General features: G+C 36.9%; 13 protein-coding genes and 1 other annotated feature. Of the genes, 2 read left to right on the top strand and 11 right to left on the bottom strand.

Annotated elements, in window-relative coordinates:
- Nucleotides 1–395: 395 nt before the first annotated feature.
- The 5 genes from ACK4M9_RS07940 to zapA all read right to left on the bottom strand — a co-directional run bounded on the left by ACK4M9_RS07940 (nucleotide 396) and on the right by zapA (nucleotide 5,900).
- Nucleotides 396–806 (bottom strand): DUF350 domain-containing protein, encoded by a 411-nt coding sequence (locus tag ACK4M9_RS07940; protein WP_409849203.1) that lies wholly within the window; start codon nucleotides 804–806, stop codon nucleotides 396–398.
- 77 nt (nucleotides 807–883) lie between these two features.
- Nucleotides 884–3,241: an endonuclease MutS2 gene (locus ACK4M9_RS07935; RefSeq protein WP_409849161.1), complete on the bottom strand. Its 2,358-nt coding sequence runs from the start codon at nucleotides 3,239–3,241 to the stop codon at nucleotides 884–886.
- A gap of 13 nt (nucleotides 3,242–3,254) precedes the next feature.
- Nucleotides 3,255–4,970 carry a DNA polymerase/3'-5' exonuclease PolX gene (gene polX / locus ACK4M9_RS07930; RefSeq protein ID WP_409849159.1) on the bottom strand — a complete coding sequence of 572 codons (1,716 nt, stop codon included), beginning with the start codon at nucleotides 4,968–4,970 and terminating at the stop codon, nucleotides 3,255–3,257.
- A gap of 126 nt (nucleotides 4,971–5,096) precedes the next feature.
- On the bottom strand, nucleotides 5,097–5,636 hold the full coding sequence (locus ACK4M9_RS07925) for a CvpA family protein (RefSeq protein ID WP_409849157.1): 540 nt from the start codon (nucleotides 5,634–5,636) through the stop codon (nucleotides 5,097–5,099).
- Between the two features lie 3 nt (nucleotides 5,637–5,639).
- Entirely contained in the window at nucleotides 5,640–5,900 is a 261-nt protein-coding gene (zapA, locus tag ACK4M9_RS07920; protein ID WP_409849155.1) for a cell division protein ZapA, read from the bottom strand.
- Between the two features lie 397 nt (nucleotides 5,901–6,297).
- Between zapA and rnhC the strand changes: the two genes are divergently transcribed.
- The gene (rnhC, locus tag ACK4M9_RS07915; RefSeq protein ID WP_409849153.1) at nucleotides 6,298–7,239 is read left to right on the top strand and encodes a ribonuclease HIII; all 942 of its coding nucleotides are present in this window, start codon (nucleotides 6,298–6,300) and stop codon (nucleotides 7,237–7,239) included.
- 22 nt (nucleotides 7,240–7,261) lie between these two features.
- Here rnhC and ACK4M9_RS07910 read toward each other — a convergent pair whose 3' ends face one another.
- The 4 genes from ACK4M9_RS07910 to ACK4M9_RS07895 form a co-directional block, all read right to left on the bottom strand.
- Entirely contained in the window at nucleotides 7,262–7,693 is a 432-nt protein-coding gene (locus ACK4M9_RS07910) for a hypothetical protein (RefSeq protein WP_409849151.1), read from the bottom strand.
- A 124-nt stretch (nucleotides 7,694–7,817) separates the two neighbouring features.
- Nucleotides 7,818–10,244, bottom strand: coding sequence for a phenylalanine--tRNA ligase subunit beta (gene pheT, locus ACK4M9_RS07905; RefSeq protein ID WP_409849149.1), 2,427 nt, complete (start codon nucleotides 10,242–10,244; stop codon nucleotides 7,818–7,820).
- A 53-nt stretch (nucleotides 10,245–10,297) separates the two neighbouring features.
- On the bottom strand, nucleotides 10,298–11,332 hold the full coding sequence (gene pheS / locus ACK4M9_RS07900) for a phenylalanine--tRNA ligase subunit alpha (RefSeq protein WP_409849147.1): 1,035 nt from the start codon (nucleotides 11,330–11,332) through the stop codon (nucleotides 10,298–10,300).
- A 132-nt stretch (nucleotides 11,333–11,464) separates the two neighbouring features.
- Nucleotides 11,465–11,695, bottom strand: a binding site (T-box leader).
- Nucleotides 11,696–11,783: 88 nt separating this feature from the next.
- On the bottom strand, nucleotides 11,784–12,545 hold the full coding sequence (locus ACK4M9_RS07895) for a TrmH family RNA methyltransferase (RefSeq protein ID WP_409849145.1): 762 nt from the start codon (nucleotides 12,543–12,545) through the stop codon (nucleotides 11,784–11,786).
- A 177-nt stretch (nucleotides 12,546–12,722) separates the two neighbouring features.
- Between ACK4M9_RS07895 and sspI the strand changes: the two genes are divergently transcribed.
- On the top strand, nucleotides 12,723–12,932 hold the full coding sequence (sspI, locus tag ACK4M9_RS07890; RefSeq protein ID WP_409849143.1) for a small acid-soluble spore protein SspI: 210 nt from the start codon (nucleotides 12,723–12,725) through the stop codon (nucleotides 12,930–12,932).
- A gap of 45 nt (nucleotides 12,933–12,977) precedes the next feature.
- Here the strand turns inward: sspI and ACK4M9_RS07885 are convergent, their stop codons facing one another.
- Together ACK4M9_RS07885 and ACK4M9_RS07880 are read right to left on the bottom strand one after the other, a co-directional pair.
- On the bottom strand, nucleotides 12,978–13,115 hold the full coding sequence (locus ACK4M9_RS07885; protein ID WP_409849141.1) for a hypothetical protein: 138 nt from the start codon (nucleotides 13,113–13,115) through the stop codon (nucleotides 12,978–12,980).
- A 149-nt stretch (nucleotides 13,116–13,264) separates the two neighbouring features.
- Nucleotides 13,265–14,341 carry a M42 family metallopeptidase gene (locus ACK4M9_RS07880; RefSeq protein WP_409849139.1) on the bottom strand — a complete coding sequence of 359 codons (1,077 nt, stop codon included), beginning with the start codon at nucleotides 14,339–14,341 and terminating at the stop codon, nucleotides 13,265–13,267.
- Nucleotides 14,342–14,381 lie beyond the last annotated feature (40 nt).

Raw genomic sequence — 14,381 nt, 5'->3', positions numbered from 1 at the left:
CCAAAAAAGATTAAACGGCCTTAGCCCTATGGAATTTAGAGCTAAAGCCGCTTAAATCATTTTTATTATTTCCACTGTCTACTTGACAGGGGGCAGTTCACATGTGTCAGTCTCTTTCTTTTAACCAAAATTAATTTAATACGAGCTTTGTTTCGGTGTTAAGATTTCCAAAGGTTTAATAAGATACGTTTATTTTTAGTGACAATAGTCGGAAATTAATTTTTATCAGTCAAGACTACGCAATGAAAAATAAATAAACAATCCCTGCAAGCATAAAAATCCCACAAAAAACAAATAAAACTTTCCAAAGTGTTTCCAAATACTTCTCTCCATTCCCTAATTTAAGAGTTGAGCTATGATTGGTTGTAAAAGCTGGCATCTCTCTTATTTTTCAGTTATTTAATTATCCCAGCTCCGATAACAAATGAAAGTCCGACAGAAATGATAAATGAAAGTAACCCAACTGCTCGGTTATCTTGAGCAATTTCCTCGTCAACTTTAAACTTTGGTGTTAAAAATTCAAAAATAAAATAACCGAACAAAAGCAAGGTAAATCCATAGGCTCCCCATATTAACATTGTTAAGATAGAGTCATTATGCTGGATTGAAAATCGAAAGATGTTTGCTACACCAAAGATTTTCCCGCCTGTTGCTAAGGCAACGGATAAGTTTCCCTTCTTAATTTCTTCCCAATTGTTATATTTTGTCACGGTTTCAAAAATAGCTAAAAATAAGACAGTTGCTAAAACGACGACGCTATAGGAAGCTGCCGTGTATACAAACTCAATTTGGAACAAGCGATCCATATATTTTCCAACTCCCATAAAGAAAAAAATTAAATGCACGAATGCTGCTCCACACTCGTTTTCTAGCTTATGATATATTATTTAAATTGTACAATTGTATTCCCAAGGCCGCCTTCACTCATACCTGCCATCTTTAATTCTTTTACATGAGGGTGTGTTTTTAGCAGTTGTAAAACACCCTTTCTTAAGGCGCCTGTTCCTTTACCGTGAATAATAGATACTTGGCTGTAACCAGCTAGCAGAGCATCGTCTAAATATTTTTCAACCCGAAGCATTGCATCCTCAAAGCGCTCTCCTCTTAAATCTAATTCAGGCTTAACATGATGAGAAGTACCACGAACTGTTGCCATTGGCTTTTGTTCAACTGGTTTTGGACGCTCAATTAACTGAAGGTCATTTATTGCTACTTTCATCTTCATAATCCCCATTTGTACTAGGAACTCTTTCTCAGAGATTTTTTCGACAACATGGCCCTTTTGGTTAAAGCTAATTACTTTAACCTCATCACCCGGTAATAGCTGTTTGACGATATTTTTTACAACAGCTTTTTTCTTCTGTTCTGTTAGTTTTGGAGCTGCTTCATTTAAACGTTTTTTCGCATCGATTAACTGATGCTCTTTGACAATGTTAGCATCTTTTTGAAGCTCTCTTAGTTCTTCAATGATAAACTCAGCTTCTTCTTTTGCAGTTTCAACTGCTTCTAACGCTTTCTTTTCCGCCGCTTCGATTATCTTTTCTTTTTCCAATTCAAGTTCCGATAATTTAGCAACTAATTGTTTACGTAATCGTTCAGCCTCTTCGCGAATTTTCACAGCTTCTTCAATTTCTTTCTCTGCCTGTTTTTGGCTTGTTTCAAGAGAGGTTATCATATTTTCTACTTTATTTGTCTCTGTAGAGATTTGCGCTTTTGCTTTATCGATAATGTCTGTATTCAGACCAAGTCGTTTGGAAATTGCAAAGGCGTTACTACGACCTGGAACACCAATAAGCAACCGATAGGTAGGACTCAATGTTTCAACGTCAAATTCAACACTAGCATTAATCGCTCCAGGGCGATTATAGGCATATGCCTTTAGTTCACTATAATGTGTAGTTGCGACGATTCTTGCACCTCGTTGATATACATCATCTAAAATTGCGATAGCCAATGCCGCACCTTCAGTTGGGTCTGTACCTGCTCCAAGCTCATCAAATAAGACGAGACTTTCATGATCAACATGCTCCAAAATATCAATAATATTAACCATGTGCGATGAGAATGTACTTAAATTCTGCTCAATCGACTGTTCATCACCAATATCAGCAAAAATAGATTGGAAGATCGCCATTTCAGAACCTTCATCGACAGGAACATGTAAACCAGATTGCATCATGAGCGTGAGTAAGCCGGTTGTTTTTAATGTGACTGTTTTACCACCTGTATTTGGCCCTGTAATGACGATTGAGCTATAGGTTTTCCCTAGCTCAATATCAATTGGCACTACTTCTTCATCTAGAATAAGAGGGTGGCGTGCCTTTTTCATACTAATAAACCCTAGGTCATTTAGTTTAGGTTGAGTTGCTTTAATTGCACTTGAATATAGGGCTTTGGCAAAAATAAAATCTACTTCTGCCAGAATCCGTACATTTTGCGTTAGTTCATCACTTACTTCGGAAACACTTGCTGTAAGCTCATGTAAGATTTTCTCGATTTCTTGTTTTTCTTTAGCACGAACTTCTCGTAGTTGATTGTTAATCGACACGACAGCCTGGGGTTCAATAAATAATGTTGCTCCTGATGCAGATTGATCGTGAATTAACCCTCCGAAATTATTACGATATTCTTGCTTAACGGGAATGACATAGCGATCATTGCGAATTGTAATAATCGAGTCTGATAACATTTTTTGATTATTTGATGAGCGAATCATACTCTCTAGCTTTGAACGAACAGAGGCCTCATGGCTTTTAATTTGTTGACGAATTGTCCTAAGAGTCGGACTAGCTGAATCTAGGACATGCCCATTGTCGTCAATGCACATTTTTATTTCGCGTTCAACATCAGTTAAAGGAGTAATAATCGCTACTAGCTCTTGTAATATAGGTAACTCTATTTCATCTTCAATCATATCTTCAATAAACTTCTTAAAGCGGCGACCACCATAAATCGTGCTAGCTATATCTAATAGTTCCAACTCATTGAGCATGCCACCGATTTGGGCACGCTTCACACTTGCTCTAATGTCACGAATTCCACCTAATGGTGCTTGCCCCTTTAGACGAATGACTTTCGCTCCCTCAAACGTTGCATTTTGCGCTTCTTGTATTTCCTCAATGTTCACCATTGGACTGAGTTCTTCAACTTTTCTTCGTCCAAGAGAGGAACTAACATGCTGTAATAGCTGGTCTTTCATTTTATCGTACTCGAGGAGACGACATACACGCTGTTGTAACAACTGCTCCAACTCCTTATTTGTTTCTATTTAAATAGTTTAGAACATCTGAAAGTTCCCAACTGTTAATAACGTTTTCCTTTTTGAGCCAACCTTTCCTTGCACTAGCAACTCCAATTTCCATATGTTCTAGCATGTCCAAATTATGAGCGTCTGTATTAATAATAATACGAGCTCCTTTCTCTTGAGCTTTTTTAATCCAGAGAGCGGACAAGTCAAGGCGGTGCGGATTTGCATTTAGTTCAAGCGCTGTATCTGTTTCTATTGCGATATCAATTAACAACTCGACATCAACATCATATCCCTCTCTTTTACCAATAAGCCTTCCGGTAGGGTGAGCAATTAAATCGACATGATGGCTTTGTAAAGCTGTTGTTAAACGCCTCATAATTGTTTCCCGATCTTGTGAAAAAGAAGAATGTATAGAAGCTATTACAAAGTCTACTTCTTCAATGACGTCATCTGCATAATCTAGTGTTCCATCTGGTAAAATATCCATTTCCACTCCAGCTAGAATCGTAAAATCTTCCCACTTCTCATTTAATTTAGCGATTTCTTCTCGTTGCGCTTTTAATCTTACTTCTGTAAGACCGTTAGCCACCTTTAAAAATTTTGAGTGGTCGGTAATAGCTATATAGGAATATCCCATTTCTCTAGCTCTTTCAGCCATTTCTTCAATGGAATTTGCTCCATCACTCCACGTCGAGTGCATATGAAGATCACCGCGGATATCCTTCAATGTAATTAACTCATTTGGCTGTTGCCAAGCATCAATTTCTCCATCACCTTCTCGTACTTCAGGTGGTATGAACTCGAGCCCAAAATGATTAAAAAACTGTTCTTCAGACACAAATGTAATAACTTCACCAGTTTCCAAATTCTCAACACCATATTCACTTATTTTCTCGCCACGATCTTTGGCAAGCTGCCTCATTTTAACATTATGGTCCTTAGACCCTGTAAAATGGTGTAGAGCAGTAGCAAACTCTTCATCTTTTACGAGACGAAAATCCACAGAAATTCGGAGATCTTCAAATTTTAGTTGTAATGAAACTTTTGTATCTCCACTAGCGATAACATCACCGACATTTTGAAATTTCAAAAGTTCCTCTTTCACCGTTTTAGGATCTGCTGTTGCGATAATATAGTCTAAATCTTTTACCGTTTCCCTTAACCTACGTAAGCTTCCTGCTCGACAAAAACGAATAATCCCATCCATTTTTGCAAGGTTCTCTTCAACTTTTTGGGCAACTGGTAGCACTAAAGCAATCGGCAAACGCTCCGGCTGTTTCCCAAACTCTTCAATAGCCGCTAATATTTTTTCTTCCGTTTTCTTGCCAAACCCTGCGAGAACTTGGACCTTTTCATCTATACAAGCTTGCTTCAATGTTTCAACATCAACGACTTCTAACTCTTGATATAGCTTACCAATCTTTTTCCCACCAAGCCCTGGTAACTTCAATAATGGAATTAACCCACATGGCAGTTCATCTTTTAATTCGTCTAATAGACTTGATTTCCCTTCATGTTTTAACTCCTCAATCACTGTAGCTGTTCCTTTTCCGATACCTTTAAGTTTTGAGACATCCTCAATTTGATCTAATATTCTTTCATCCATTTCTAATGCTTGAGCTGCTTTTCGATATGCTGACACCTTAAAACTATTTTCACCCTTAATTTCCATATATATAGCAATCGTTTCTAACGCTTGAATTACTTGTTTTTTATTCATAAAATCCCCTCACTCCTAAGCTAAAAAACTTCCTCAACCTTTATGATACCTAGTTTAGATAGGACAAATCAACCTATACAACTGAAGGGACTGACTTTATTACAAAGTGGCAGTCCCTCATAGTGGCTAAAACCTATTTTCGATCCATAATTCTTTTAATTGATTTGACAAAATTGGTGTATAATCTAAAATCAATTTTGCTAAAGTGGATTCTTTTAACGTGTCTTGAACAAGTTCGACTGGTAATAAAGCTGCTATATGTAAAACAACAACTAAAATCAACAAAACTTCTAAGAAGCAAAGAATTCCACCGAGCCAACCATTAATAACGTTTAAAATCGGTAAATGTGCCAAGAAGTCAAACATTGACCCAATAATTTGCATCGCTATTTTTGTTCCAAAAAATAAAATAGCAAAAGCAATCCCACTATAATAGACGTGTTCACCATTAAATGCATCTATTAACATAAACGCAGGATTATCGCTTGGAAACTGCGGGTATGGAATCCATAAGCGAATATGAACTGCCAAATCGCTGTAATAACGGTATGCAACAAAAAAAGCAATGATAAAGCCTGTCAAATGAATTAATTGTAAAACAAAGCCTCTTCGAAAACCAATAAAGAAGCTAGTAATTAGTAGAATAATTAATAATAAACTAAGCATGTTTTAATTTTCCCCATCTCTCTTTTTACGTTCTTGTTCCATTTGTCTTCTTAAGCGCAAATATTCATCACTAATATTAACTGCTGTCAAAACGGCAAGCTGCGTCTTGTCTAAGTAAGGGTTAATTTTACGCATTTCTTTCATTTTCTGATCGACAAAATTAGCCACTTCATGAATGTGACTGACATCCGCTTTGCCGGAAATAACATAATTTTGACCATTTATTAATACCGTTGTTCGTCGTTTACCTGGTTCTTCTCCCACAACGAGCCTCCCTTTAGAAAAACTTTTGCCAACTCCTGAAATTCATCCTACCAAACCTCTGTGCTTTATGTGCTTAACACTTTGTAACTTCGACTTTTAAAAATTATCTTATTGTAACGTGTAAAAAACACTTCCCTTTTTAAGAACCTATGTATTAGTCGAGAAAATAAAAAGAATAGCAAAACTTTAATGCCGCATCTTACAGAATTAACTACTTTAATTATAACAAAAATCTTAGATTCTATCATAACACGAACGGCAACGATTGAAAATATGGTGAACGACAATTGAGAAAGATTGGGAATTAGTGATACAATTAAACCGACGAATTTCAAAGCGAATCAATCTAGGAATTGTACGTATTTTTTTATTTTGAGAATATAAAGGGGTTTTCAGTTTGTCACAGCGAGTTTTAATTTTAGATAGTAGCACAATAGAAAAAATGAAGACATTTTATCAAGATGATTTAGCAACTAAGCTACCTCAAGGCGCACTCTTTGCAGCTAAGCCTCATAATTGCTCGATCACTGCATACAAGTCAGGTAAGGTATTATTTCAAGGTGCAAATCATGAGCAAGAAGCTTTGATTTGGGCTGAATTTGCTAAAAGACAACCTCAACCTAATAGTAGATCAAAAGTTGTTAAAGAAAAAACTGGTGGGAACAGCGCTCATTTTTCCCGCATGTCTTTAATTGGCTCTGATGAAGTAGGAACTGGTGACTACTTTGGACCAATCACAGTTGTTGCTACTTTTGTATCTAAAGAGGATTTTGCAGAACTTACAGAACTTGGTGTCAAAGATTCCAAAGGTATGAAAGATGACCAGATTTCCAAAATTGCAAAGATATTAATTAAGAAAATACCATACAGTCTATTAGTACTTCCAAATGAAAAATATAATTCATTACAGGCAAAAGGTATGAACCAAGGAAAAATGAAGGCGATATTACATAATCAAGCGTTGCTTCATTTAAAAAAGAAGCTGACTACTCCCTATGACGGCATTTTAATCGATCAGTTTGTTGAACGTGGAATTTACTATCGTTATATCGCAGACCAAAAGGATAAGGTGCAAGAAGATAACATGTTTTTTCAGACAAAGGCAGAATCACTTCACTTATCAGTTGCAGCCGCATCGATTATCGCTCGCTATTCCTTTGTAAAGGAAATGGATAAGTTAAGTGAACAGGCTGGTTTTGAAATTCCAAAAGGGGCGGGAAATCATGTAGATAAAGCCGCTGCAAAACTTATCGAAATTCACGGTGTGGATGCGCTAACTAAATTTTGCAAAGTACACTTTGCCAATACAGAAAAAGCAAAAAAACTCCTAAAGCATTGATCGCAATACTTTAGGAGCCTTTTTATTCTTTTTGACGATTTTTAATTCGTTGTAAATTACCGTAAAAACGATTTTCTGAAGCTAATTCTTCCCATTTAGTTTTATTATTTACAACAAGAACATCTATTGATATCTCGTCTGGTTGTTTGTCAATTTCCTTGGCTACTTGGTTACGGAATTGATTATTCTTAATTATTCCTTGCTTAACAAGTTTAAACTCATGACTCGTAACAAAACAGGCAATTTTCGTTTCGCCACAATAAATACAAGAATGACCTAGCATTAGACTTGTTAGCTCATGAGTAACGAGCGAATTAATCACCCACTTATTTTCTTTTAATAGATATAGGAAATCCGTTGCATACTCAAGTGGATGATGATCCATTTGAAAGATCACATGCCAAACACAATAATCTACTTTCTTTAAGGATACGATATTAGAAATTGTATACATTTCGAGACCCCTCCTATCTAAACTATACTTGAAACATAGTGAGTAGACAATTGCTAATTAAAGTCGCTGAACTTCCTTTCTCTATAAAAAGAACGGAAGGGATTTTTTCCTTCCGTTCTTGTCTTTATGCTCTTAGTGTTACTCCTAATTGTTCTTTTAATCCTTCTAGTACTTGACTATGAACCTTTGTTACTTCTTCATCTGTAAGTGTTTTGCTCGGATCGAAGTACGTCAACGAAAATGCTAATGATTTTAATCCAGCCTCCATTTTGTCTCCTTGGTATAAGTCAAATAGTCGAACTGACTTTAATAACTTACCTCCATGCTCGACAATGACATCTTTTACAGCTTGTGCTTGAAGAGTTTCATCAACTACAAGTGCGATATCTCTCGAAATTGCTGGGTATTTTGGAATTTCTTCATAGAAAACATCTTTTCCTGCAAAAGATAAGACCGCTTCTAAGTCTACTTGGAAAACGAATGTTTCATTTAAATCCAACTCTTTTTGAAGGGTAGGGTGAATTTGACCTACAAAGCCAACCTCATTACCTGCTAAGGTAATTGCAGCGGTCCGTCCTGGGTGAAAACCAGATTTTTTCGCTACCTCATAACGAATACTGCTGGTTACACCCAAACTTTCAAACAACCCCTCTAAAACACCTTTTGCTACAAAGAAATCAACCTTCTTTTTCTCACCTTGCCAAAGGTGACTTTGCCAAGTTCCAGTAAGTGCCCCAGCTACCATTTCCTTTTCTTTCGGTTGTTCTTTTAGCTCTTTTTCTTCAGTTAAGAAAATTGAGCCTACTTCATAGATGGCAACATCATCAAGTTTACGATTATTGTTGTATTGTAGTACATCTAGCACGTGTGGAATTAAACTAGTTCTAAGTGTACTACGATCTTCGCTCATTGGCATTGCTAAACGAATTGGAGTGACATTACCGACATCTTCCACAAAAGCACTTGCTTTCTTTGCACTTGTTAAGGAATAGGTAATTGCTTGATTTAAGCCAACACTTTCTAAAAAGCGTCGGACTTTACGTCGCTGCATTTGATATGGCGTTAATGAGCCAGCTGTTGTTAAACCGACTGGAAGTGTCGTAGGTATGTGGTCATAACCATAAAGCCTTGCTACTTCTTCAATTAAGTCTGCTTCAATCGTAATATCTGCTCTTCTGGTTGGAACATAAACGCTAAACAAATCATCACTTTGAGAAAATAGGAATTGAAGTCTCTTAAAGATTTGCGCTACAATCTCCTCTGTTAACTCAGTCCCTAAGGCTTGATTAATTTTTTCTACAGTAATATTGATCTGTAACGGTTTTACGTCAAGTTCATTTACTTCGGCACAGCCCTCAACGATTGATCCACCTGCAAGTTCACAAATTAAATGGGCTGCCCGCTCGGCAGCTAACGCTACTCGATTTGGATCAATTCCTTTTTCAAAGCGAACACTCGAATCACTTCGTAAGCCTAAATCTTTCGAAGCTCTTCTAACTGTTTTCCCTTTAAAATAGGCAGCTTCAAGTAAGATTGTCGTTGTGTCAATTTGCACTTCTGATTTAGCTCCACCCATAACACCGGCAACAGCAACAGGCTCTATACCGTTTGTAATGACAAGGTGGTCTTTCGAAAGTTTACGTGTTGTGTCATCTAAAGTAACAATTTCTTCGCCGTCTGTCGCTCTTCTAACGACTACTTCTTTAGAGCCAAAGCGGTCATAGTCAAAAGCATGAAGTGGTTGGCCATATTCTAAAAGTACATAGTTAGTTATATCAACAACGTTACTGATTGGACGGATTCCAGCTGCCATTAATCTATTTTGTAACCATAGAGGTGAAGTAGCTACTTTTACGTCTTTAATAACCATGGCACGATACAACGGATTATCTTCAAGGCTTTCAACTTTCACTTGAATATAATCTGAGACATGGTCTGAACAATTTTGAATAATTGGAATTGGAATGTTGACTTCTCTACTTAAAATCGCACCCACTTCATAAGCAACCCCAAACATATTTAAACAATCAGCACGATTTGGTGTTAAATCAAGTTCTAACACTTCATCATGTAAGTTTAAATATTCTAATGCATCTTTGCCAACTTCTACATTTTGAGGGAATACAAAAATACCTTCAGATACTTCTTTAGGGACGAATTTTGTTTCAACTCCTAATTCTTGAAGAGAACAGATCATTCCATTAGAAGCTTGACCACGTAGCTTTGCTTTTTTAATTTTAAAATTACCAGGTAACACTGCGCCCACTTTAGCAACGGCTACTTTTTGATCTTGAGCAACGTTTTTCGCTCCGCAGACAATTTGAACAAGCTCTTCTTCACCTACATCTACTTGACATAAGCTTAACTTATCAGCATCAGGATGCTGCTCTCGTGAGACAACATGCCCAACGACAACATTTGAAACCCCTTTATTTAATTGATGAACAATATCAACAGCAACACCGCTTCTAGTTAAGCGTTCTGCTAATTCTACAGCCGTAATATCACTAAGCTGGACATAATCTTTAAGCCAATTAAAAGATACTAACACACTAGTTTCCTCCTCGATATAAAAGCGCAGAGCGCTCATTGTTTTGTAATGATTTATGCTCGTTTGAACTGTTCTAAAAACCGTTTATCATTCAAGTAAAAATGACGAATATCATCAATACCGTATTTTAACATCGCTAATCGCTCAACACCCATTCCAAAAGCAAAACCTGAGTATTTGTTAGGATCAAAACCACCCATTTCTAAAACACGCGGGTGAACCATTCCAGCACCTAACACTTCAATCCAACCTGTTTCTTTACAGATACGGCAACCATTGCCATTACAAATCACACACGAAATATCTACTTCTACGGATGGTTCAGTAAACGGGAAAAAGCTTGGTCTTAATCTAATTTTTTGGTCAGGTCCAAAGAATTTTTTAGCAAACTCTAAAAGGACCCCTTTTAAATCACTCATCCGAACATTTTCATCAATGTACAGACCTTCAACTTGCATAAATTGATGTGAGTGTGTTGCATCATCATCATCACGACGGAATACTTTTCCTGGACAAATAATTTTTACTGGACCTTGACCATTAAACTTTTCCATTGTTCTGGCTTGAACTGGTGATGTATGAGTTCGTAGCAAAATATCATCTGTTATATAGAAAGAATCTTGCATATCGCGAGCAGGATGGTCCTTCGGTAAATTTAACGCTTCAAAGTTGTAATAGTCTGTTTCTACTTCAGGCCCTTCCGCCACTTCGAAGCCCAAACCAATAAAGATGTCTTCAATCGTTTCTACTACGGCAGTGAGAGGATGACTAGAACCTACTTGAACCGGACGACCTGGTAACGTAACATCAATGCTTTCAGTAGCTAATTTCTTTTCAACCTCAAGTTCTTCTAGCTTTGATACCTTCTCTTCTAACTTATTTGCAATTGCTCCTCTTACATCATTAGCTAATTGACCAATCACTGGACGCTCCTCTTCAGAAAGCTTTCCCATTCCTCTTAAGACTTCTGTTATCGGACCCTTTTTTCCTAAGTAAGAAACTTTAATATCCTGCAACTCTTTTAATGATGTCGCTGCTTTAATTTGGCTTAAAGCCTCTTGCTCTAACTCCTTTAAACGTTCTTGCATTGTTTTTCCTCCTTTATTTATGTACCTAAGATTTCTTATAATTAGAGTACTAGCTTGTTGCTAAGTTCTAAGGCGTTAAGATCTATTTCTCCTTTACCTTAAAAAGGTAAAAATAAAAAAGCCTCTCATCCCAAAAGGGACGAAAAGCTTCGCGGTACCACCCTAATTAACGAATCAAACTGAAACGTTCACTCTAACTTGATAACGGTCTTTGACCGATGCAACCTTAATAAGTACTTCTTATGTTCCGGTGCCGACTCTAGAGCGAATTCAATTGCTTCTATCATAGAAACGCTTCCAGCCTAAGGCGTCTCATCCCTGGATGACGTATGGCAATTTACTACTCTCTTTCACAGTCTTTCAAATATGAAATTCGTTTACAATTATAAATTATTTTTTTCGAGAAGGCAAATCTTCTTTTGAACTTTATAAGTACAATCCAGGTTTAGCGTTATTTCCTTAAATGGTAAAGCAATATCCCAGCGGCAATCGAAACGTTCAAGGATTCTGCTTGTCCATAAATAGGAATGTACAAGTTTTCATCTGTTAAATGCATTAGTACATTGGAAAGACCACTGCCTTCATTCCCTACTAATAAGGCAAAGCTTTCTTGACTTTCAACGTCTTTATAAGCTTTTGCGTCTTCATTTAAAGCTGTTCCATAAATAGGTATGTATGCTTCCTTAAGTTTTTCAACCCATTCTACAAGATCGCCTTTTATAACTGGTAAATGGAACAACGAACCTTGCGTTGATCGCATGACTTTACTATTATAAACATCAACGGTTCCATGACCGAGGATGACACCAGATAGTCCTACACTGTCTGCTGTTCTTATCATTGTCCCTAAGTTTCCTGGATCCTGAACTTGATCAATTAATAAGTACTTTCCATTTCTCTCAAGCTGTAATGGCTTTCTCCCTAAAAGTTCACAAATAGCAACTACGCCTTGAGGAGTTTCTGTTTCACAAATTTCTTTCATAATTTTTTCATTCACTATGTAAACTTGGACATTATCGATCTCCCATTTGGATGGGATGATAAAATTTTCTTCAATATAAATTTCGTTAATGATTACATTTGAGTTTAATGCCTCTTCAACAAGATGTTCTCCCTCAATTAAGAAACTCCCTAATTTTTCTCTACCCTTACGTGTATGTAATTTTCTCGCATTTTTAATTCTCACATTTTTCGTTGATTCAATACGTTCCATTGTAAACTCCTTTTTCAATGTAAAAAATGTAGATCTTTCCTCAATTACGCTACTTTGTATACATTTTTATTTTTTACAAGTTCTATTCATATTCTCGTCCATATGCTGGCATACTATAACAGAACTGCCAAATGGCTCTGATTATTTTTTTATTTTACCATAAAGGAGTGGCCAACATTGGGATTTAATTTACGTGGTGCAATTTTAGCAAATGTCGCTAATAGTACTGAAGATGATGTAAAAGCAACAATTGATGATGCAATGCAAAGTGGCGAAGAGAAAATGCTACCAGGTTTAGGTGTATTATTTGAGGTATACTGGAAGCAAGCAGATGAAGAAAGTAGACAGCAAGTTATTTCTTCGATTTCACAAGGGTTACAAAGATAAGAAAAAGCTTGGCAAATTGCCAAGCTTTTTCTTATCTTTGTTTATTTAACGTGCATTTTGAACTTTCCTCAGGATCTCATATGCCTCAGTTCCTGCAAGTACAATAAGTTCTTCCAACATCTCATCTCTAATAAGATCAAGACGAATGATCTCTACAGCTAATTTTAATGCTTCTTTTTTCATGTCTTAATCCCCCAATCAACTTTAAGTTACTTTATTTTAACGGGGATTAGATCATACTGCAGTAATTTCGGAAGATTTTGTTACGTTAATAATTATCAACCATATTCACTACGAGGTACACTGACACTTATGGGTCAGCATCGTTATTTTTAATCAAATGTAATTTTCGCTACTGTCTCTTTGTCTAACTTTTTGATCACTTCAACAATTAATTTAACTGCGTTTTCAAAGTCGTCTCTGTGTAAAATTGCTGCATGACTGTGAATGTAGCGAGTTGCAATCGTAATTGCTAAAGCTGGTGAGCCATTTGCAGTTAAATGAATAGCACCTGCATCTGTACCTCCACCTGCTACATAATCAAATTGGTATGGGATTCCTGCTTCATCAGCAGTATCCGTTACAAAATCACGAAGGCCTTTATGAGCGATCATTGACGCATCATACATGATGATTTGTGGACCATTGCCCATTTTTGCTAATGCTTCCTTGTCCGTGACTCCAGGCGTATCTCCAGCAATACCTACATCTACTGCAAAGCCAATGTCTGGTTGGATATTGTGGGCAGAAGTCCTTGCTCCACGCAGACCTACTTCTTCTTGAACTGTACCTACACCGTATACAGTGTTAGGATGCTCAACGTCTTTTAACTGACGAAGCACTTCAATGGCGATGGCACAACCAATGCGATTATCCCAAGCCTTTGCCATTAGCATTTTTTCATTTTTCATCACTGTGAACTCGCAAACTGGAACAATTGCATCTCCTGGACGCAACCCAAACTCCATTGCCTCTTCTTTACTTGAAGCTCCAATATCAATGAACATATCTTTTATTTCAACTGGTTTTTTACGAGCTTCTGGAGGTAAAATATGTGGTGGTTTTGAACCAATAACCCCAGGAACATAACCATTACGCGTCATAATTGTCACTCGCTGAGCAAGCATTACTTGGCCCCACCAACCGCCGACGGTTTGAAAGCGTACAAACCCTTTCTCATCAATGCTTGTCACCATCAAACCGATTTCATCTAAATGGCCTGCTACCATAATTTTCGGTTCAGCTGCTGTTCCTGTTTTCTTAGCAATTAAACTACCAAGATTATCTTGTGTCACTTCATCAGCAAATGGTTCAATGTACTTTCTCATTACATCGCGAGGTTCTTTTTCGTTTCCTGGAATTCCATTTGCGTCTGTTAAATCTTTTAACATCTTTAAAGTGTTATCCATATGTATATACCCCCTATAAAAATTATCTACCTGAGTGAAT

This window comes from Anaerobacillus sp. (assembly GCF_046314235.1).
Classification (GTDB): Bacteria; Bacillota; Bacilli; order Bacillales; family Anaerobacillaceae; genus Anaerobacillus.
Note: the sequence above shows the minus strand (reverse complement) of the source record. Positions and strands in the feature narration are given on the sequence as shown.

Bases quoted from the DNA above. Each gene is read 5' to 3' on its own strand.
- ACK4M9_RS07940 (WP_409849203.1), bottom strand. From the start codon at position 806: ATGGATCGCTTGTTCCAAATTGAGTTTGTATACACGGCAGCTTCCTAT.
- ACK4M9_RS07910 (WP_409849151.1), bottom strand. From the start codon at position 7,693: ATGTATACAATTTCTAATATCGTATCCTTAAAGAAAGTAGATTATTGT.
- ACK4M9_RS07895 (WP_409849145.1), bottom strand. From the start codon at position 12,545: ATGGAACGTATTGAATCAACGAAAAATGTGAGAATTAAAAATGCGAGA.
- ACK4M9_RS07885 (WP_409849141.1), bottom strand. From the start codon at position 13,115: ATGAAAAAAGAAGCATTAAAATTAGCTGTAGAGATCATTCGTCTTGAT.
- ACK4M9_RS07925 (WP_409849157.1), bottom strand. From the start codon at position 5,636: ATGCTTAGTTTATTATTAATTATTCTACTAATTACTAGCTTCTTTATT.
- polX (WP_409849159.1), bottom strand. From the start codon at position 4,970: ATGAATAAAAAACAAGTAATTCAAGCGTTAGAAACGATTGCTATATAT.
- ACK4M9_RS07880 (WP_409849139.1), bottom strand. From the start codon at position 14,341: ATGGATAACACTTTAAAGATGTTAAAAGATTTAACAGACGCAAATGGA.
- pheS (WP_409849147.1), bottom strand. From the start codon at position 11,332: ATGCAAGAACGTTTAAAGGAGTTAGAGCAAGAGGCTTTAAGCCAAATT.